This window comes from Streptococcus parasanguinis ATCC 15912, assembly GCF_000164675.2.
In the GTDB taxonomy this organism is placed as follows: Bacteria; Bacillota; Bacilli; order Lactobacillales; family Streptococcaceae; genus Streptococcus; species Streptococcus parasanguinis.
On record NC_015678.1, the window covers coordinates 2,016,255 to 2,033,541 of the forward strand.

Annotated in this window: 22 protein-coding genes, 1 tRNA gene and 1 pseudogene; all 24 read left to right on the forward strand. The window is 40.7% G+C overall.

Annotation, left to right across the window (positions count from 1 at the left end):
* Nucleotides 1–202: 202 nt before the first annotated feature.
* The 24 genes and pseudogenes from HMPREF0833_RS09465 to HMPREF0833_RS09585 all read left to right on the forward strand — a co-directional run bounded on the left by HMPREF0833_RS09465 (nt 203) and on the right by HMPREF0833_RS09585 (nt 17,274).
* Complete coding sequence (locus HMPREF0833_RS09465) at nt 203–1,084, forward strand: class II fructose-bisphosphate aldolase (RefSeq protein ID WP_003004573.1); 882 nt, start codon at nt 203–205, stop codon at nt 1,082–1,084.
* Nucleotides 1,085–1,168: 84 nt separating this feature from the next.
* Nucleotides 1,169–2,107 (forward strand): alpha/beta fold hydrolase, encoded by a 939-nt coding sequence (locus HMPREF0833_RS09470; protein WP_013904680.1) that lies wholly within the window; start codon nt 1,169–1,171, stop codon nt 2,105–2,107.
* A 51-nt stretch (nt 2,108–2,158) separates the two neighbouring features.
* Nucleotides 2,159–2,713, forward strand: coding sequence for a histidine phosphatase family protein (locus HMPREF0833_RS09475; protein WP_013904681.1), 555 nt, complete (start codon nt 2,159–2,161; stop codon nt 2,711–2,713).
* A gap of 66 nt (nt 2,714–2,779) precedes the next feature.
* A complete protein-coding gene (locus tag HMPREF0833_RS09480; RefSeq protein WP_003017324.1) occupies nt 2,780–3,127 on the forward strand; it encodes a hypothetical protein in 348 nt (115 codons plus the stop codon).
* A gap of 37 nt (nt 3,128–3,164) precedes the next feature.
* Entirely contained in the window at nt 3,165–3,563 is a 399-nt protein-coding gene (locus HMPREF0833_RS09485; RefSeq protein ID WP_013904683.1) for a hypothetical protein, read from the forward strand.
* 53 nt (nt 3,564–3,616) lie between these two features.
* Nucleotides 3,617–4,024, forward strand: a complete 408-nt coding sequence (locus tag HMPREF0833_RS09490) for a hypothetical protein (protein WP_003017340.1) — start codon at nt 3,617–3,619, stop codon at nt 4,022–4,024.
* Nucleotides 4,025–4,182: 158 nt separating this feature from the next.
* The gene (locus tag HMPREF0833_RS09495; RefSeq protein WP_013904684.1) at nt 4,183–5,175 is read left to right on the forward strand and encodes an ABC transporter ATP-binding protein; all 993 of its coding nucleotides are present in this window, start codon (nt 4,183–4,185) and stop codon (nt 5,173–5,175) included.
* 1 nt (nt 5,176) lies between these two features.
* Nucleotides 5,177–5,995 carry an ABC transporter permease gene (locus HMPREF0833_RS09500; RefSeq protein WP_013904685.1) on the forward strand — a complete coding sequence of 273 codons (819 nt, stop codon included), beginning with the start codon at nt 5,177–5,179 and terminating at the stop codon, nt 5,993–5,995.
* Between the two features lies 1 nt (nt 5,996).
* Entirely contained in the window at nt 5,997–6,782 is a 786-nt protein-coding gene (locus HMPREF0833_RS09505; protein ID WP_003017328.1) for an ABC transporter permease, read from the forward strand.
* 38 nt (nt 6,783–6,820) lie between these two features.
* On the forward strand, nt 6,821–7,282 hold the full coding sequence (locus HMPREF0833_RS09510) for a GNAT family N-acetyltransferase (protein ID WP_041818447.1): 462 nt from the start codon (nt 6,821–6,823) through the stop codon (nt 7,280–7,282).
* Between the two features lie 46 nt (nt 7,283–7,328).
* Nucleotides 7,329–7,401 (forward strand) — tRNA-Thr (locus HMPREF0833_RS09515).
* Nucleotides 7,402–7,679: 278 nt separating this feature from the next.
* Complete coding sequence (locus HMPREF0833_RS09520) at nt 7,680–8,324, forward strand: hypothetical protein (RefSeq protein WP_013904687.1); 645 nt, start codon at nt 7,680–7,682, stop codon at nt 8,322–8,324.
* A 259-nt stretch (nt 8,325–8,583) separates the two neighbouring features.
* Nucleotides 8,584–9,031 (forward strand): annotated as a pseudogene (locus HMPREF0833_RS09525) (LytTR family DNA-binding domain-containing protein).
* 4 nt (nt 9,032–9,035) lie between these two features.
* Nucleotides 9,036–9,731, forward strand: coding sequence for a LiaF transmembrane domain-containing protein (locus tag HMPREF0833_RS09530; protein WP_013904689.1), 696 nt, complete (start codon nt 9,036–9,038; stop codon nt 9,729–9,731).
* Between the two features lie 118 nt (nt 9,732–9,849).
* A complete protein-coding gene (gene rpmB, locus HMPREF0833_RS09535; protein ID WP_001140948.1) occupies nt 9,850–10,038 on the forward strand; it encodes a 50S ribosomal protein L28 in 189 nt (62 codons plus the stop codon).
* 410 nt (nt 10,039–10,448) lie between these two features.
* Nucleotides 10,449–10,814 carry an Asp23/Gls24 family envelope stress response protein gene (locus HMPREF0833_RS09545; protein ID WP_013904690.1) on the forward strand — a complete coding sequence of 122 codons (366 nt, stop codon included), beginning with the start codon at nt 10,449–10,451 and terminating at the stop codon, nt 10,812–10,814.
* A 2-nt stretch (nt 10,815–10,816) separates the two neighbouring features.
* The gene (locus tag HMPREF0833_RS09550) at nt 10,817–12,481 is read left to right on the forward strand and encodes a DAK2 domain-containing protein (protein WP_013904691.1); all 1,665 of its coding nucleotides are present in this window, start codon (nt 10,817–10,819) and stop codon (nt 12,479–12,481) included.
* 420 nt (nt 12,482–12,901) lie between these two features.
* The gene (locus HMPREF0833_RS09555; protein WP_013904692.1) at nt 12,902–13,459 is read left to right on the forward strand and encodes an SP0191 family lipoprotein; all 558 of its coding nucleotides are present in this window, start codon (nt 12,902–12,904) and stop codon (nt 13,457–13,459) included.
* A gap of 133 nt (nt 13,460–13,592) precedes the next feature.
* Nucleotides 13,593–13,784, forward strand: coding sequence for a hypothetical protein (locus HMPREF0833_RS09560; RefSeq protein ID WP_003015470.1), 192 nt, complete (start codon nt 13,593–13,595; stop codon nt 13,782–13,784).
* Nucleotides 13,781–13,975: a hypothetical protein gene (locus tag HMPREF0833_RS09565; RefSeq protein ID WP_003015464.1), complete on the forward strand. Its 195-nt coding sequence runs from the start codon at nt 13,781–13,783 to the stop codon at nt 13,973–13,975. The genes HMPREF0833_RS09560 and HMPREF0833_RS09565 overlap by 4 nt, the downstream gene beginning before the upstream one ends.
* Nucleotides 13,962–14,879, forward strand: coding sequence for an ABC transporter ATP-binding protein (locus tag HMPREF0833_RS09570; RefSeq protein ID WP_013904693.1), 918 nt, complete (start codon nt 13,962–13,964; stop codon nt 14,877–14,879). The genes HMPREF0833_RS09565 and HMPREF0833_RS09570 overlap by 14 nt, the downstream gene beginning before the upstream one ends.
* Nucleotides 14,848–15,579, forward strand: a complete 732-nt coding sequence (locus HMPREF0833_RS09575) for an ABC transporter permease (protein ID WP_003015494.1) — start codon at nt 14,848–14,850, stop codon at nt 15,577–15,579. The genes HMPREF0833_RS09570 and HMPREF0833_RS09575 overlap by 32 nt, the downstream gene beginning before the upstream one ends.
* Nucleotides 15,576–16,673, forward strand: coding sequence for a sensor histidine kinase (locus HMPREF0833_RS09580; RefSeq protein ID WP_013904694.1), 1,098 nt, complete (start codon nt 15,576–15,578; stop codon nt 16,671–16,673). Before HMPREF0833_RS09575 ends, HMPREF0833_RS09580 begins: the two co-directional genes overlap by 4 nt.
* A 1-nt stretch (nt 16,674) precedes the next feature.
* Nucleotides 16,675–17,274, forward strand: coding sequence for a response regulator transcription factor (locus HMPREF0833_RS09585; RefSeq protein ID WP_013904695.1), 600 nt, complete (start codon nt 16,675–16,677; stop codon nt 17,272–17,274).
* Nucleotides 17,275–17,287 lie beyond the last annotated feature (13 nt).

Below are 17,287 nucleotides of genomic sequence, written 5' to 3' on the forward strand. Positions count from 1 at the left end.
AAATGAGCTATAAGAGTGTTTGCATATCCTTATTTTGATATTACAGAGGTATTGAAATCTCCGAAAAGAGGGAATCCTCCTCATTTATCTTAAGAAAGTGCTTAAAGATACAGGAAAAACTAGCAATTTCATCTAAAAAGTGATAAAATAAACAATGTAAGTGGGATTAGCCCCACAAAAATATATAGGAGGCCTATGACTAATGGCAATCGTTTCAGCAGAAAAATTTGTCCAAGCAGCTCGTGACAATGGTTATGCAGTTGGTGGATTTAACACAAACAACCTTGAGTGGACTCAAGCTATCTTGCGTGCAGCAGAAGCTAAGAAAGCTCCAGTACTTATCCAAACTTCTATGGGTGCTGCTAAATACATGGGTGGTTACAAAGTATGTAAAGCCCTTATTGAAAACCTTGTAGAATCAATGGGGATCACTGTACCAGTTGCTATTCACCTTGACCATGGTCACTACGACGATGCTCTTGAATGTATCGAAGCTGGTTACACTTCAATCATGTTTGACGGTTCACACCTTCCAGTTGAAGAAAATCTTAAATTGGCGAAAGATGTCGTTGAAAAAGCTCATGCTAAAGGTATCTCAGTAGAAGCTGAAGTTGGTACTATTGGTGGTGAAGAAGACGGTATCATCGGTGACGGTGAATTGGCACCAATCGAAGACGCTAAAGCAATGGTTGCTACAGGAATCGACTTCTTGGCTGCAGGTATCGGTAACATCCACGGTCCTTACCCAGCAAACTGGAAAGGTCTTCACCTTGACCACTTGCAAAAATTGACTGAAGCTGTTCCAGGATTCCCAATCGTATTGCACGGTGGATCAGGTATCCCTGATGATCAAATCCAAGCAGCTATCAAACTTGGTGTTGCAAAAGTTAACGTTAACACTGAATGCCAAATCGCATTTGCAAATGCTACTCGTCAATTCGTACGTGAATACGATGCAAACGAAGCAGAATACGACAAGAAGAAACTCTTCGACCCACGTAAATTCTTGAAACCAGGTTTCGAAGCAATTACTGCAGCTGTTGAAGAACGTATCGACGTATTCGGTTCAGAAGGCAAAGCTTAATTAAAAACAGGAAAGCAAGGTCCCATGTGGATCTTGTTTTTTTGTATGGGAAAGGTTGCTTCCAGGGGTTAATTTTTGTACAATATGCCTATGAAAAAATTCAAACTGTGGAGCTGGATCGTTTGTGGCTTTCTCCTGCTCTTTTTAGGTGCTACATTTGTTTTTCATCAATTCAGTTTACGAAATGAAAGTGAGCTTCTCACACCTATTGGTAAACAAGTTACAGTCAATGGACATCGAATGAATATCTCTGTTAAAGGAGAAGGGCCTCAAACAATCGTTTTTCTTTCTGGTGCAGGTATCGCCTCTCCTATCCTAGACTTTAAGAATCTATCAGATCCCCTATCCAAAAAATACAAGGTTGTTGTCGTGGAGCGAGCAGGATATGGTTTTAGCCAAGATAGTGATCGTTCAAGAGATGTGATGGAGGTCCTTTCTGAGACGCGTCAAGCTTTGGCGCAAGCTCATGTTTCAGGTCCTTATGTGATTATTTCGCATTCTATGGCTAGTTTAGAGAGTCTTGCTTGGCAAGAGAAATATCCAAATGAAGTGAAGGCTTTGATTGGCCTAGATTGGGCTCTGCCGGAGAGTTATGAGGATTTAAAGGATAATCAGGCCTTGCTTACTGTGGCTTATTGGAGCAGTAAGATTGGCTTATTACGCTATTTCCCTGAGTCCTTTTATATAAAAAATCCAACTCTGACTGAAACTGAACGACAACAATATAAATTACTAGCATATAAGCAGTTGATGTCACAAGCCATGCTTCATGAATCCCGTTTGGCAAAGGAAAATGCCAAGAAAGTTCCATCTAGCATTAATCCGAAAATTCCAGCCTTACTCCTGGTTTCTAACGGTGAAGGCACGACCTTTAGCCAATCAGAGTGGCAACGTTATGCAGAGAGATTTGCAAGCGACCAGTCTAATGTTCAAGTCGACTATATGGATGCGCCTCACGACCTCTATCATTATCAAAGCGATGCTATTGTTTCTCGCATTAAAGAATTTTTAGAGAATAATTGAGGGCTTAAAAATCCATTGAGACTGATGATAATAATTGAAAGGTAATGACTTATGAATAATTCTTATATTTTACTTAGACATGCTCATTCAAGATTTTCAAGTGATGATTTTAATAGAACTTTGTCAGAAAAAGGATTTTCATCTCTTAATCAGTTAGATTTTTTGAATTCTTTTAATATTGGTTATTATTTTTCTAGTCCTTATAAACGAGCATTTGAAACGATTAATAGCTCGCCAATTCAATTTGATAAAATAGTTCTTGATAATCGGTTACGAGAGCGAAAATTATCCTCAAGATTTATTGAAGATACTGAGTTTGAAAAAACAATTCAATATTTATGGCAAAATCCAGATAAATCTCTTATTGGAGGCGAGTCCAATCGAGAAGCATTAAATAGAATTTTAGATTTATTTGAGGACTTGGAAGAAAGGTATTCAGATAAAACCATTTTACTGAGTTCTCATGGAAATTTGCTAGGAATCTTAATCAATCATTTTGATTCAAGTTTTGATTATAAAAAATGGGGACAGATGACTTTTCCAGATTGCTTTCTAGTTGACAAAGATAAGAGTGTGAAAAGAATTATGAAAGTTACATCTAGGTAATCATTTAGTTCAATCTATGTGATTTTATTTTCTGTTATTACAAATAGAATTGAAAGAAAAATAGCCATGATATTCGATCAGTCCTTGCAAGCCTACCTACATGAAGTAGATGATGTTCTTGTAGCTTGGGAAGAAAAACCAAGTGGAAACTTTGAGATGGAAGCTCAGTTGCTTGCAGCCAATTACCATAAAAATCTTTACCGTATTCTTGCATTTATACTGCCTCATTTACAAGAATTTTATGGGTATTTCACAGATGAAGAAGCTACTGAAAAATTGGGTAAACCCATCATCGAGCCAGAAAGACAAATCGTTACTTTCTGCGATCAAACTTTTGATGATATTCATATCTTTTCTTTTGACTATCAGGGGCAGGCATTTGAGAGTCTGGAGAATTTTGCCATTGATGGTTAAGGTCTGTTTTCAGTTTTAAAAAGAAGGAGAGAGACTGATGAGTACTGCTGATTTTGTCTTTATTGAGAGTAAAGGCCCCATATTCCTAGATTTACAAGCCTTTTGTACTGCTTTGAGAGAAAAATTCCCAGGTGTTTTGATCAGAGAAAGGATTAATCCTGAAAAAGCTTACTCGCTTTCTTGGGATTATCAAAGTCCTCAGTTTACCTTGGAAAGTTCTTTGAGTAGCAAGAAAAATGTTTTTGTGATAAATTACTTTGATTCACATAATAGGGTTCAGGATTATGCTTGCTATATCATCTGGCTTCGGAAATGGTTTCCACCTGAAGAGAAAGCTTCCTTTTGTGATGAAGGATATGAGTATGTGTTTGAACTTCCTAGTGATTTATCCCAAAAGGAGTTTGAAAACTACTTACGAACAAGGTTTGATGAGTGAAGAAGAAGTTCGAAAACGAATAATGATATGGAACAGTTGAAAAGGAGAATCAGATGCTTACTAAAGATGATATGTTAGTTGCTTTGCATGATGCAATTACTGAAGACCAAGAATTTGAGTTGGCAGACGAGATTGTAGATGCCATGGAGGCTTCCCCTCAACCCTTTGATTTGGTTGCTCCCATATTAGAACTCATTGCTAACCACCCAGAAGTTGATTTTGGTTCTCCAGGTGAATTGGTACACTTTGTGGAGAAGTTTTATCATCAAGGCTATGAGGATTTATTGTTGGAGTCAGTTCTAAAAAGTCCAACTGTGCATAACATCTGGATGCTTCATCGATGCTATAATGACAATGATCCAAATCTAGTCCGGCAGATTCAGACTTTGGTTGGAGAACTGAAGAAGGATAAGACTCTTGATTCACAAGTAAGAAGCATGATTGAAGACTTAACTTGGTAGAGGTAGGTGATGCAGCATCACCTTTTTATCTTTTCTTAGGGATAAAAATTTTCGATATAAATTAACACTTGTTTTCCTTAGACATTTGCACTATAATAGGGTGTTATTAGGGCTTTCTTTCCTTATGTTGAAAAAAAGGCAGATTTTAGGAGATAGATATGGCAATGATTGAAGTGCAACATCTTCGTAAAAATTTTGTGAAGACAGTTAAGGAGCCGGGGTTAAAGGGAGCCTTGCGCTCCTTTATTCATCCTGAAAAGCAGACCTTTGAAGCGGTCAAGGATTTAACTTTTGAAGTTCCAAAAGGGCAGATTTTAGGATTTATCGGGGCAAATGGTGCTGGGAAGTCAACCACCATCAAAATGCTGACAGGAATTTTGAAGCCCACATCTGGCTTTTGTCGGATTAACGGCAAGATTCCGCAGGATAATCGCCAAGATTATGTCAAGGATATTGGAGTCGTTTTCGGACAACGCACCCAGTTATGGTGGGATTTGGCTCTGCAAGAGACCTACACGGTTTTGAAAGAGATCTATGATGTACCGGACTCGCTTTTCCATAAGCGCATGGACTTTTTGAATGAAGTTTTGGATTTGAAGGAATTTATCAAGGATCCTGTGCGGACTCTTTCACTAGGTCAACGGATGCGGGCGGATATTGCGGCTTCCTTGCTTCACAATCCCAAAGTTCTCTTTTTAGATGAACCGACTATTGGTTTGGATGTGTCTGTCAAGGACAACATTCGTCGGGCCATTACCCAGATTAATCAGGAGGAAGAGACAACTATTCTCTTGACTACTCATGATTTGAGTGATATTGAGCAACTCTGTGATCGGATTTTTATGATTGATAAGGGGCAAGAGATTTTTGATGGAACGGTGAGCCAGCTCAAGGAGACCTTTGGAAAGATGAAGACTCTCTCCTTTGACCTGACGCCAGGTCAAAATCATCTAGTCTCTCATTATGAGGGCTTGCCTGATATGTCCATTGATAGACAAGGAAATACTCTCAATATTGAATTCGATAGTTCCCGCTACCAGTCGGCCGATATTATCAAGCAAACCTTATCTGATTTTGAGGTCCGTGATTTGAAGATGGTAGATACGGATATTGAAGATATTATCCGTCGCTTCTATCGAAAGGAGCTCTAAGATGGTCAAATTGTGGAGACGTTATAAACCCTTTATCAATGCAGGGATTCAGGAGTTGATTAGCTATCGAGTCAACTTTATTCTTTATCGGATTGGCGATGTCATGGGTGCTTTTGTGGCTTTTTATCTATGGAAGGCTGTCTTTGATTCCTCCCAGGAGCCTTTGATTCAGGGCTTCAGTATGGCGGATATCACCCTCTACATCATCATGAGCTTTGTGACTAATCTTCTGACTAGGTCGGATTCTTCCTTTATGATTGGTGATGAGGTCAAGGATGGTTCCATTATCATGCGCTTGTTGCGACCAGTGCATTTTGCGGCTTCTTACCTCTTTACGGAGCTTGGTTCCAAGTGGCTGATTTTTATCTCTGTTGGACTGCCATTTTTAAGTGTCATTGTTTTGATGAAAATCTTATCTGGGCAAGGGAGTGTAGAAGTGCTGGGACTAACTACCCTTTATCTTTTTAGCTTAACGCTGGCCTATCTGATTAACTTTTTCTTTAATATCTGCTTTGGATTTTCAGCCTTTGTATTTAAAAATCTTTGGGGTTCCAACCTACTTAAGACTTCCATAGTGGCCTTTATGTCTGGGAGTTTGATTCCCTTGGCTTTCTTTCCAAAGGTCATTTCAGATATTATGTCCTTCTTACCTTTCTCATCCTTAATTTACACTCCGGTCATGATTATTGTTGGGAAATACGATGCTAGTCAGATCCTTCAAGCACTTTTGCTTCAGCTTTTCTGGCTTATAGTGATGGTGGGCTTGTCTCAGTTGATTTGGAAACGAGTCCAGTCATTTATCACCATTCAGGGAGGTTAGGATGAAAAAATATCAACGCATGCATCTGATTTTTATCAGACAGTACATCAAGCAAATCATGGAATACAAGGTAGATTTTGTGGTTGGTGTGTTGGGAGTCTTTCTGACTCAAGGCCTGAACCTCTTGTTTCTCAATGTCATCTTTCAACACATTCCCTCCTTAGAAGGTTGGACCTTTCAAGAAATTGCCTTTATCTATGGATTTTCCTTAATTCCAAAGGGACTAGACCATCTCTTTTTTGACAATCTCTGGGCTTTAGGTCAACGACTAGTTCGAAAAGGGGAGTTTGACAAGTATCTGACTCGTCCTATCAATCCTCTCTTTCACATACTCGTTGAGACCTTTCAGATTGATGCCTTGGGTGAACTTTTGGTCGGTGGAATTTTACTAGCGACAACGGCGACTAGCATTGCTTGGACTCTTCCAAAATTCCTGATTTTTCTAGTTTGTATTCCTTTTGCGACCTTGATTTATACTTCCTTGAAAATTGCAACTGCCAGTATCGCTTTTTGGACCAAGCAGTCAGGTGCCATGATTTACATTTTCTATATGTTTAATGATTTTGCCAAGTATCCGATTTCTATTTACAATTCGCTCCTTCGTTGGTTAATTAGCTTTATTGTACCTTTCGCCTTTACGGCCTACTATCCTGCCAGCTATTTCTTGCAGGACAAGGATGGACTCTTTAATATTGGTGGTTTGATTCTGATTTCCCTTGTTTTCTTTGTTATTTCCCTCAAACTTTGGGACAGGGGATTGGATGCCTACGAAAGTGCTGGTTCGTAAGAGGTAAAGTAAGACTAAAATCAAGAAAGGAACTTATGATGTTTGTAATTAAAGAAGTCAAGGGTGAAGATCAAAAAATGGCAGTTGTCGCTGAGATTTTAAAGGATTTGCCAGAATGGTTTGGAATACCAGAAAGCACGCAAGCTTACGTCGAAGGAGCTAAGGATTTACGAGTTTGGGCTGCTTATCAAGAAAGTGATGTAGTAGGGTTTATAAGTTTATCATATTCGAGTGAAGATTGTGCTGAAATTGACTGTCTAGGCGTGAAAAAATCATTCCAAGGTCAAGGAATTGGAAGGGAATTAATTACGACTATAGAAAGAGAAGCAGTCAAACAAGTGGACTACCTACAGGTCAAAACAGTCGCAGAAGGTTCAAATAAAGATTATGACCGAACAAATGTCTTTTATCGCAGTCTTGGTTTTAAAAAATTAGAGATTTTTCCATCCCTATGGGATCCGCAGAATCCATGTCAGATTCTGATTAAAAAGATCAACTAAAAGTGCTTGACATCCGCTCTCAGAGTGCTATACTAAGAAGGTAATCGCCGATTTAGCTCAGTTGGTAGAGCAACGCACTCGTAACGCGTAGGTCACAGGTTCGATCCCTGCAATCGGCATCAGATGATACATTGAAAAGCCTGTTGTGACGGGCTTTTTTGATGTTGAATTACTTCTTGTACTAATGAAACTCTAACAGTAGTTTTCGTACGTTGATTTTCTATTTCTGATGACTATGTAATAAAGAATATAGAAATCTTTTACTTTGTAACCCTATGCGCCACCCTTTAAAAATTTAGATAAATTACAAATGTTACAAAAATATTTCAAAAACACTTGACAATCTGTAACATTGTAATATAATAGCTAATATAAATTTAGGTGAGGTATCATAATTATGAAAAAATGGACAAGTTTAGCACTTTTAGGCTTAACTTCTGCAACTCTACTAGTAGCTTGTGGTTCTAAAAAAGAGGAGAACAGTTCTTCTGTAAAAGAAACACAGACTTCTATGAAAGCTGGTCAGAAAAAAACAAATCAGTCTTCTAAAAAGAAAAATACAAAAGAAACTGAATCTAGTTCAGAAGAAACAACACAATCAAGTCAAACAACCACAGCGTCTAATACAACAAGTGGTGACAAAGCTACAGATTCATCCCAAATGGTTCCTGCAGAGCTCGTAGGGACTTGGACAGGTACAACTGAAATTGCGAAAGATGTCCAAATGACAGTGGCTGCGGACGGAACGGTCACTACGACAGCAAACTTTTATCAAGCAGATGTGAACCCAATTCGTACAGCAACGACTAGAGCAAAAGCTGTTCAAGCTTCTGGTAATATCTATTACTGGGAAACAGACGAACCTGGAGCTTTTGATGCCCTCCTTCCTGGTATTGCTGGACTTGGGGGGGCCAATGCCAAGGTAAAAGCCGGTTTCATTTTGGAAGAGGGCCATTATACACCAATTGTATTTGTAACAGGTCTCAATGAAGAGTTTGATTACAGCAAATACAATGATTTCCGTGTCTCACTCACAAAATAAAGACATATTCAACGCTCTTAAAATTGACAACACCCCAAAAGTTAGATTTTTCTATCTATCTTTCAGGGTGTTTTCTTATAGCCAAATTGGGAAAGAAATCAAAAGGTTTGTCCAAGTTCTTAGCTGCTCACTTGATCAGCTCTTTTACTTCTTAGATACGACCTCTTAGTAGGGAAAAGGTGCCACTTACTGAAAAGCCCTTGTTTTGTTTTCAACAGCTGTTATAATGGTACTATCAAAACGTTGGGAAAGGAGTTTTATGAAAGTTAAAATCGAATTGGATCCATCAATGGATGAGCCTGAGATCTTGATTCGAGCTCCGCGCTTGACCCCGGAGTTGACCCAGCTACAAGAGAGAATCCTGGAACAAAAGGTCGCTTCTTTAGCCTTCTACAAGGATCGAAGTGAGTATTTTCTAGATGTTGCATCGATCCTCTTTTTTGAGACGGATGGGGAGAAGATTTTTGGACACACCAAGGACGAAGCCTATGAGGTTAAGCAGAAGCTCTATGAATTGGAGGAGCTGCTTCCCCATCGCCTTTTGTCGGATTTCCAAATCCACCATTGTCAATGCAAAGCAGATCTACTCTCTGGAAAAGTCTTTTTCAGGGACCAGCACGGTCAATTTCTACCAGACCCATAAGCAGGTCCACGTATCTAGACGCTATTATCAACTCTTAAAAGAACGACTAAATGAAATGAGGTAATATCATGAGAAAAAAATTAATTGGAGTATTCTTAATTCTTTTAGCAGCCTTAATCCTCTTACAAGGCTATTTTGTAAAATGGGACATCAGCATCTGGACCTTGGCTTGGGTTACCTTGCTTGCAGTCCTGTCCCTCTCTAGTTTCTTAAAACGCCATTTTGGTTGGGGCTTCATCTATGGACTTTTAGCCCTCTTTTGTCTCAATGGGCAATACCATTTCCTTCCGGTGTCCAATTCGGTTGTCATCCTTTCCTCAATTCTCGCTGTGATTGGGCTCAACATTTTGTTTAAACCCTCTAAGAAAACAAAAGCCCGCCTAGCTTCCTATTCTGCTGGGTCCATGAGTAAGTCGGATGGCAATGACATTGATGTCACTTTTTCAACAGTGACAAAATATCTCAATGACCAACACTTTACCCGCGGAAGTGCAGATGTGAGTATGGGAGAAGCATCGGTTTATTTTGACAATTGCCGCATCGAGGGTCCTTCTGCTCAGTTTGTTGTTGATGTTTCTCTTGGGAGTCTGAGCCTCTATGTACCAAGCGATTGGCGTGTCCATGTAAATGTGGATAATTCCCTCTCAGCGATCCAGCACCAGGAAAATCCAAGTGCTCTGACAAGTAAGGATTTCTACATTACGGGCGATGTTTCCTTGGGAAATCTAGAAATTATCTATGTAGGAGCGAATTCGTTTTCTTAAGTCGGAAATGAAAAACTTTGGCCAAAAGCTTGCCAAGAGAGATTTTTTTTGGTAATATAGTACGGTATGTGGTGCTAGCACATCCGTTATATTAGATCTAATAGGAGGAAACACAGAAATGGCTAAAGTATGTTATTTCACAGGTCGTAAGACTGTATCAGGTAACAACCGTTCACACGCTATGAACCAAACAAAACGTGCCGTAAAACCAAACCTTCAAAAAGTAACTGTCCTTATCGATGGTAAACCTAAAAAAGTTTGGGCTTCAGCTCGTGCATTGAAATCTGGTAAAGTAGAACGCGTTTAATAAAGAAAGAAGGCTGGACAAAAATGTCCAGCCTTCACTTTTTTGATAGGATAGTTGCATGACGCAGTGGTTGATTGCTCGAAGCACTGCTTTGAGGTGGTGGATAGGACTTGCGAAGCAAGTTTCTTAAGACTTTGGAGTTCAAAAGTCCAAAGATGGTCTAATGAGGGAAACAATGTTTCCTTTATCTGCAACCTTCAGCACTCTCCCAGACTTTGAAGCTATTCGGGGTGGGAAGATTGAAGAGGTTGTGGGGGACCTTTTCAACCTTTTTTTATTTTACGAAGTTCTTTCCCACTCCTTTTTCTTCAGAGACAGCTGTTACAGAGGGAGAAGAATAGTCCCTACCCTTTTACAGTTGACCTCTTTTATGGTAAAATAGAATATAAAATACTTTTGAGGTAGAAATTATGACAGTAAAAATCAATACAAAGGACGGTCAAATTGAATTGACTGATGACGTTATCGCAACTGTTGTAGGCGGTGCCGCTACTGAGATCTTCGGTGTGGTTGGAATGGCCAGCAAAAATGCGATCAAAGATAATTTCCAAGCCCTCCTAGGGAAAGAAAACTTCTCTAAAGGTGTTGTTGTCAAAACAACGGAAGCAGGAACTATCGCAGTTGATGTTTACACTGTTTTGAGCTATGGAACAAAGATTAGCGAAGTCTCAAAAAATATTCAAGAACGTGTGAAATTTAGTTTGGAAAATCAACTTGGAATCACTACGGATACTGTGAATGTCTATATTCAAAATATCAAGATTGTGGGAGAATAATCGTGGCTAATATTACTACAAGTTTATTTCAAGAAATGGTTCAAGCGGGGGCTACGCGCTTAAATAAACAAGCGGAATATGTAAACTCTTTGAACGTCTTTCCTGTCCCAGACGGGGATACAGGGACTAATATGGGAATGACCATCGAAAATGGGGCCAAAGAAGTATCTGACCGTTCTGCATCAACTGTTGGAGAAGCAGCAGGAATCTTCGCTAAAGGTCTCTTGATGGGTGCGCGTGGGAACTCAGGAGTCATCACTTCTCAATTGTTCCGCGGATTTTCTCAAAGTGTCAAAGACAAAGAAGAATTGGATGGAGCAGCGCTTGCAGCAGCCTTCCAATCTGGAGTAGAAGTTGCTTATAAGGCCGTTATGAAGCCAGTTGAAGGAACCATTTTGACGGTTTCTCGTGGGGCAGCCATCGGGGCCAAGAAAAAAGCAGAATCTACCAACGATGCAGTGGAAGTGATGCGTGCAGCTCTTGAAGGAGCTAAAACAGCTCTTGCGAAGACTCCAGATATGTTGCCAGTCTTGAAAGAAGTTGGCGTGGTAGACTCTGGTGGTCAAGGTTTGGTCTTCATCTATGAAGGATTCTTGTCAGCCTTGACAGGTGAATTCATTGCTTCTGAAGAGTTCCAAGCAACACCTGCAACTATGTCAGAAATGATCAATGCAGAACACCACAAGTCCGTCGCTGGCCATGTCGCAACTGAAGATATCAAGTTTGGTTACTGTACAGAAATCATGGTCGCATTGAAACAAGGTCCAACCTATGTCAAAGACTTCGATTACGATGAATTCCGTAACTATTTGAACAACCTTGGGGATTCCCTATTAGTGGTGAATGACGATGAGATTGTCAAAGTTCACGTCCATACAGAAGATCCAGGTCTTGTCATGCAAGAAGGTCTTAAGTACGGAAGTTTGGTCAAGGTGAAAGTCGACAACATGCGCAACCAACACGAAGCGCAAGTTGAAAAAGAAGAACGTCAAGCCAAACCAGTTGAAGAAAAAGAATATGCCATCATCGCAGTAGTTGCTGGTGATGGATTGGCTGATATCTTTAAAGCGCAAGGAGTTGATTACATCATCTCTGGTGGTCAAACCATGAACCCATCAACAGAAGACTTTGTCAAAGCGGTTGAAGAGTTGAATGCGCGCAACATCATTATCTTGCCAAACAACAAAAATATCTTGATGGCTGCTCAATCTGCAGCAGAAGTGATTGATCAACCTGCAGCAGTTGTTGAGACCAAGACCATCCCTCAAGGATTGACTAGTCTTCTTGCCTTTGATGAAAGCAAGTCGATCGAAGAAAACTACGAACGCATGAGCGCTTCATTGGGCGATGTTGTGTCTGGTAGTGTGACAACAGCGGTTCGCGATACCACTATTGATGGGCTTGAAATCCATGAAAATGATAATCTTGGAATGGTCGATGGCAAAATCGTTGTTTCAAATCCAGATATGATGGAAACCTTGGAAGAAACATTCGCTCATATGTTGGATGAAGACAGTGAAATTGTGACCATCTATGTCGGTGAAGACGGCAGTGAGGAGTTGGCAAATGAATTGGCCCAAGCCCTTGCTGAGAAGTATGAGGATGTAGAAGTGGAAATCCACCAAGGTGGCCAACCCGTCTACCCTTACTTGTTTAGTGTAGAATAATTGAACAGAGAGGTTGGGACAAAAGTCCTAGCCTCTCAATTATTTTTGGATTGTCGAGCAAGACGCAGTGGTTGAGTGGGCTCTACTACGCTGATTTCATCAGCTTTTACAGCCCTACTCAACTGTGCGGAGGTGGGACGACGAAATCGAATTCTAACGAATTACCGATTTCTGTCCCACTCTCTTTTTTCGTGCTAAGAAAAACTAGATAGTATTTCCAAGAAGCTTATTAGATTTTGTATTTTGAAAGCGAAGCGAGTATTTACTAGGACAAGAATAGGGAGTATCAAATAGTCGAAGGTTTTATTTCCAAATAAAGAGCTTGAAATGGCTGGGAAATGGTTTGAGTGGTGGAGTTTTTAGACAAGAAAGACGCGATATGTTATACTGGTATCAGTATGTGAAAGGAGAGTTATAAAAATGAAGAAATTTTTTGTAACCCTTGGGCTAGCCATTTTGGTATTGACTGGTTGTTCGCAATCCCAAACGAAGAAAACTACAACCGCTAGCTCATCTAGCAGTTCCTCTGTTAAAAAAGAAACAAAAACTGAAGAAAAAACAACAGTATTAGTTGGGAATATCAATGGTGCTAAACATCGGGATGTTATCCAATCTAAAGGGGATAAGGTTGAAAGTCTTCGTATCGAAGTGACAGCTGATTTGCCCCAACAACTTAGTACAATTTCTGCAGAAAAATCACCTGAAGAGCTCACAGTAGCTATTCAAGCTTTGCTGGAGCAAAATGAAGACTATAAGAAGCTAAAAACTGTTCCCGGTTTTAGTTTGGAATACACAGTCACCCCAGAAAAGAAATTGCTCTCAACCAGTGTGATTGACCTCAACCAAATTGATGCCAAGTCTCTAGAAGAAATTTCTTACTTCAAAGATGCTGGTCTCAATGATTTGAAAAATATGAAGGCTGATGCCTTGATCAAAGCTTTGAAATTACACGGTATGAAAATCGAAGAAGGTCAGTAAGAAGAATAGAAAAAGTCGAGTGAAGTCACTTGGCTTTTTTTAGTGACTTTTGTCATGTAAGCGAGTGACAAAATCATCTAGTTGCCTCTTCTTCCTTTTCATATAATAAAGTTAGAAAGTAAGAGGGTTGAAAATGAAACAATGGATCTATAAAGTATTTACGTTAACAGTGGTTGGAATGGTCGTCTATTTGGTCTTTTCAAAGGATGATAGCCTCTATTACCATTTTCCTTGGGAATTATTTGCTGGGCTTGGCATGATGAGCTGGGTGGTACAGGAAGTTTTGAAAATGGTCAAGGCGGTAAAAAAGGAAATGGAGCAATGAAAAAACTAGAAATTGGATTGGTTTTTGCTTTGTGCCTGTTTTTGTGGATAACAGAGATGATGACGGGCTGGTTTTCTGCCCATTTTGCTAGCTGGTGTTTCCAAACGGTTTTGGGAGTGACCTTGGTTGTTTTTGTCATCATTCCTGCTAGCCAAGCCTGCTTGAAAGGAGAGTATCATGAGTGTCATTAGAGTAGAGAACTTGAAAAAAAGTATCAAAGGAAAAGTAATTTTAGAAGATCTTTCTTTTGTGGTTGAACGGGGGGATTGTCTGGCCTTGATCGGCCCAAACGGAGCTGGGAAAACAACCTTGATGAACTGCCTTCTAGGAGATATGAAGGTGACTTCTGGGATCGTTGAAGTAGAGGGGAAGGCACCTGGTCATCCTCAGTTAAAGGCTAGTGTATCCTATCTCCCTCAAGAGAATGCCATCGTTCAAAAGTTAACTGTACAGGAACTGATCAACTTCTTTCGCTCTATTTATCCTAAACCCTTAACAGGGGAAGAAATCGATGATTTATTACGTTTTAGCTTGGAACAAAAGAAGCAATTGGCTAGTAAGTTGTCTGGTGGTCAAAAGCGCCTCTTATCCTTTGTTCTAACCTTGATTGGTCGTCCTAGTCTTCTGTTTCTGGATGAGCCAACAGCTGGAATGGATACGTCCACTCGCCAACGCTTTTGGGAGATCGTCGGACATTTAAAGGAAAAAGGCGTAACCATTGTCTATTCTTCGCATTACATCGAGGAAGTAGAGCATACAGCCGATCGGATCCTGGTCTTGCATCAGGGGCATTTGCTTCGGGATACGACGCCTCTCGCTATGAGAAGCGAAGAGGTTGAAAAACATTTCACCCTGCCCTTGCGTTACCAAGCTCTAGTGGCAGAGATGGAAGGCGTTGGTGAAGTGGTCATTAAACCCGATGCCCTTCAGGTTGTGACACGCCATGCCAATCGTTTGTGGAGGCGATTGCAAGAAGAAGGATGTTCGATCCAAGAAATCGAAGTAACCAATCGAAGTTTATTGGATTCTATTTTTGAAAATACAAAGGAAGTAGGTAGAGAAGATGAAACGCATGAAAGCTCTCAGCGTGGTTGAGTGGCATTTGACCAGTCGCCAAGCCATTTATTACTTGTTATCAATTGGGATGCCCACGGCCTTCTATCTCTTCTTTTCAGGGATGTACCAGGATACGCCAGGGGATTTCATGAGGGATTATCTTTTGTCCATGACGGCTTTTTCTATGATGTCTACGGCTATCTTTTCTTTTCCAACAGTTCTTGAAACAGATCGACTCAATAATTGGCAAAAAGTCTTGCGCCATACCCCTGTATCTATGGTAGAATATTATCTAATAAAGGTTGTCGGTCTCTTTGTCGACTTTCTCCTATCCATTGTAGTTGTCTTCACCGTGGGGCATGTGGTACGGCATGTGAATATGTCCCTGCAGGATTGGGTCTTAGCAGCCTTCCTTCTCATCTTAGGAAGTCTGGCTTTTGTAGCGATCGGTCTGGTCTTGACCCTGCTTCCTTCCAGTCAATTGATGTCTGTTGTGGGTAATCTCCTTTACATGGGGCTGGCTGTCATGGGTGGCCTTTGGATGCCCATTAGCCTATTTCCAGAATGGATGCAAGCCATTGGCAAATGCCTGCCAACCTATCAATTGATGGAACTGATCAAGACCTTTTTAAACAAGGGACAGGTTAATGTCTTTGGGAGTGTCTATTTAACCTTGTTTACCATGGTCTTATTTGCCCTTGTTATCGTTTATCGTCGTCATTCAGAGGTTCGTTCATGATTGAAAAACTCAAACATATTCACCATATGTTTTACGTAGGCCTAATCTTTATGGTCTTTCCCTTTGCTTCTATCTTCTTGGGGCAGATTCCCTGGTGGCATTTCTTTTTAGCCCTCTTCTTTATGGTGAGCTATCTAGGAATCCTCATTACTGAAAATAGGACACTGACCTGGATTTTTTGGATTTATCTTTTGGCTTACATAGGGGGAAATACCTTGTATGTTGGGACGGGCTTTTGTTGGTTTTACTATTATCTAAGCAATATTTTAGTTTATCGTTTTAGAGTCCACAATTTTCGCTCACCCTTTCTTTGGACGGCCTTTGGATCACAACTGATTCTTTTGGGAGCCTTGTTATTTAATAGGGAGATGAGAGAAAATGATTGGATTTTTGTCCTGATCGTCTCTTTGTTCATCGCGATTATGACCTTTAGTATGGTCCGGATGGAGATGGTGGAAGAATTGAAAGCTGACCATGCCAAGCAAAATGCCCAGATCAATCTCTTACTAGCAGAAAACGAGCGCCATCGGATTGGCCGTGATCTGCATGACAGTCTAGGACACACCTTTGCCATACTGAGTGTCAAGGCGGACCTAGCTGATCAATTCTTGGCATTGGGTCAGGTTGAGAAGGCCCAGGAGCAGGTGCAAGAGATTCAAGCCATCAGTCAAGAGTCCATGCACCAAGTCCGTGAGATTGTCGAGAACTTGAAGCAGCGAACCCTGGCAAGAGAGCTAGAAACCGTCAAGCAAATGCTCGAAGTGGCTCAAATCAAAGTGGAGATTCAAAACGAGCTTGATACTGCTAGCATCTCGCCGATCCTAGAATCTGCTCTGGCTATGGTATCTCTGGAATTAGCTACCAATATGATCAAACATGCCAAAGCGACGCAAGCCCTTCTCTCTTATCGCTCCACCGAGATAGGTGTGGAAATGGTCGCAGAAGATAATGGCATCGGCTTTGACAAAGTTTCCGACAAGGACCTGCACTCGATTCGCGAACGGATTGCCTTGTTGGGAGGAGAGCTGGAGATCAGTCATCAACACAAGCCGACCCGGATAGAAATACGGATCCCCTATCAAGAAAGGAAATAAGATGCGCTTATTAGTTGCTGAAGACCAAAGTATGTTGCGCGATGCTCTCTGCCAGCTCTTGCTCCTGCAAGAGGATGTGGAAGATGTCTTGCAGGCTGGCGATGGACAAGAGGCCATTCGTTTACTCGGAACACATCCAGTCGATATTGCGATTTTAGATATCGAAATGCCCATCAAAACAGGGTTAGAAGTGTTGGAATGGGCTAAAAGTCAACAACCCCAGCTCAAGGTCGTCATCGTTACCACCTTTAAGCGACCGGGCTATTTTGAGCGGGCTCTCAAGGCTGGAGTAGATGCCTATGTCTTAAAAGAACGCCGCATCACAGATTTGATGGCGACTCTTCATGCAGTATTAGCAGGGCAAAAAGAATATTCGCCTGAATTAATGGAAGGGATTTTGACCCATCCCAATCCTCTAAGCCCTCAAGAAAAGGCAGTTTTAAAAGAAGTCGCAAAAGGGGCTTCTAACCAAGAAATTGCTGATCGCTTATTTCTCTCAAACGGGACTATCCGCAATTATATGTCAGCCATTCTGACCAAGTTGGATGCGGAAAACCGGACCGAGGCGGCAAAAATTGCCCAAGAAAAGGGTTGGTTATAAGGAAGAAAAGTTT

Bases quoted from the DNA above. Each gene is read 5' to 3' on its own strand.
- HMPREF0833_RS09465 (WP_003004573.1), top strand. From the start codon at position 203: ATGGCAATCGTTTCAGCAGAAAAATTTGTCCAAGCAGCTCGTGACAAT.
- HMPREF0833_RS09470 (WP_013904680.1), top strand. From the start codon at position 1,169: ATGCCTATGAAAAAATTCAAACTGTGGAGCTGGATCGTTTGTGGCTTT.
- HMPREF0833_RS09475 (WP_013904681.1), top strand. From the start codon at position 2,159: ATGAATAATTCTTATATTTTACTTAGACATGCTCATTCAAGATTTTCA.
- HMPREF0833_RS09480 (WP_003017324.1), top strand. From the start codon at position 2,780: ATGATATTCGATCAGTCCTTGCAAGCCTACCTACATGAAGTAGATGAT.
- HMPREF0833_RS09485 (WP_013904683.1), top strand. From the start codon at position 3,165: ATGAGTACTGCTGATTTTGTCTTTATTGAGAGTAAAGGCCCCATATTC.
- HMPREF0833_RS09490 (WP_003017340.1), top strand. From the start codon at position 3,617: ATGCTTACTAAAGATGATATGTTAGTTGCTTTGCATGATGCAATTACT.
- HMPREF0833_RS09495 (WP_013904684.1), top strand. From the start codon at position 4,183: ATGGCAATGATTGAAGTGCAACATCTTCGTAAAAATTTTGTGAAGACA.
- HMPREF0833_RS09500 (WP_013904685.1), top strand. From the start codon at position 5,177: ATGGTCAAATTGTGGAGACGTTATAAACCCTTTATCAATGCAGGGATT.
- HMPREF0833_RS09505 (WP_003017328.1), top strand. From the start codon at position 5,997: ATGAAAAAATATCAACGCATGCATCTGATTTTTATCAGACAGTACATC.
- HMPREF0833_RS09510 (WP_041818447.1), top strand. From the start codon at position 6,821: ATGTTTGTAATTAAAGAAGTCAAGGGTGAAGATCAAAAAATGGCAGTT.
- HMPREF0833_RS09520 (WP_013904687.1), top strand. From the start codon at position 7,680: ATGAAAAAATGGACAAGTTTAGCACTTTTAGGCTTAACTTCTGCAACT.
- HMPREF0833_RS09530 (WP_013904689.1), top strand. From the start codon at position 9,036: ATGAGAAAAAAATTAATTGGAGTATTCTTAATTCTTTTAGCAGCCTTA.
- rpmB (WP_001140948.1), top strand. From the start codon at position 9,850: ATGGCTAAAGTATGTTATTTCACAGGTCGTAAGACTGTATCAGGTAAC.
- HMPREF0833_RS09545 (WP_013904690.1), top strand. From the start codon at position 10,449: ATGACAGTAAAAATCAATACAAAGGACGGTCAAATTGAATTGACTGAT.
- HMPREF0833_RS09555 (WP_013904692.1), top strand. From the start codon at position 12,902: ATGAAGAAATTTTTTGTAACCCTTGGGCTAGCCATTTTGGTATTGACT.
- HMPREF0833_RS09560 (WP_003015470.1), top strand. From the start codon at position 13,593: ATGAAACAATGGATCTATAAAGTATTTACGTTAACAGTGGTTGGAATG.
- HMPREF0833_RS09565 (WP_003015464.1), top strand. From the start codon at position 13,781: ATGAAAAAACTAGAAATTGGATTGGTTTTTGCTTTGTGCCTGTTTTTG.
- HMPREF0833_RS09570 (WP_013904693.1), top strand. From the start codon at position 13,962: ATGAGTGTCATTAGAGTAGAGAACTTGAAAAAAAGTATCAAAGGAAAA.
- HMPREF0833_RS09575 (WP_003015494.1), top strand. From the start codon at position 14,848: ATGAAACGCATGAAAGCTCTCAGCGTGGTTGAGTGGCATTTGACCAGT.
- HMPREF0833_RS09580 (WP_013904694.1), top strand. From the start codon at position 15,576: ATGATTGAAAAACTCAAACATATTCACCATATGTTTTACGTAGGCCTA.
- HMPREF0833_RS09585 (WP_013904695.1), top strand. From the start codon at position 16,675: ATGCGCTTATTAGTTGCTGAAGACCAAAGTATGTTGCGCGATGCTCTC.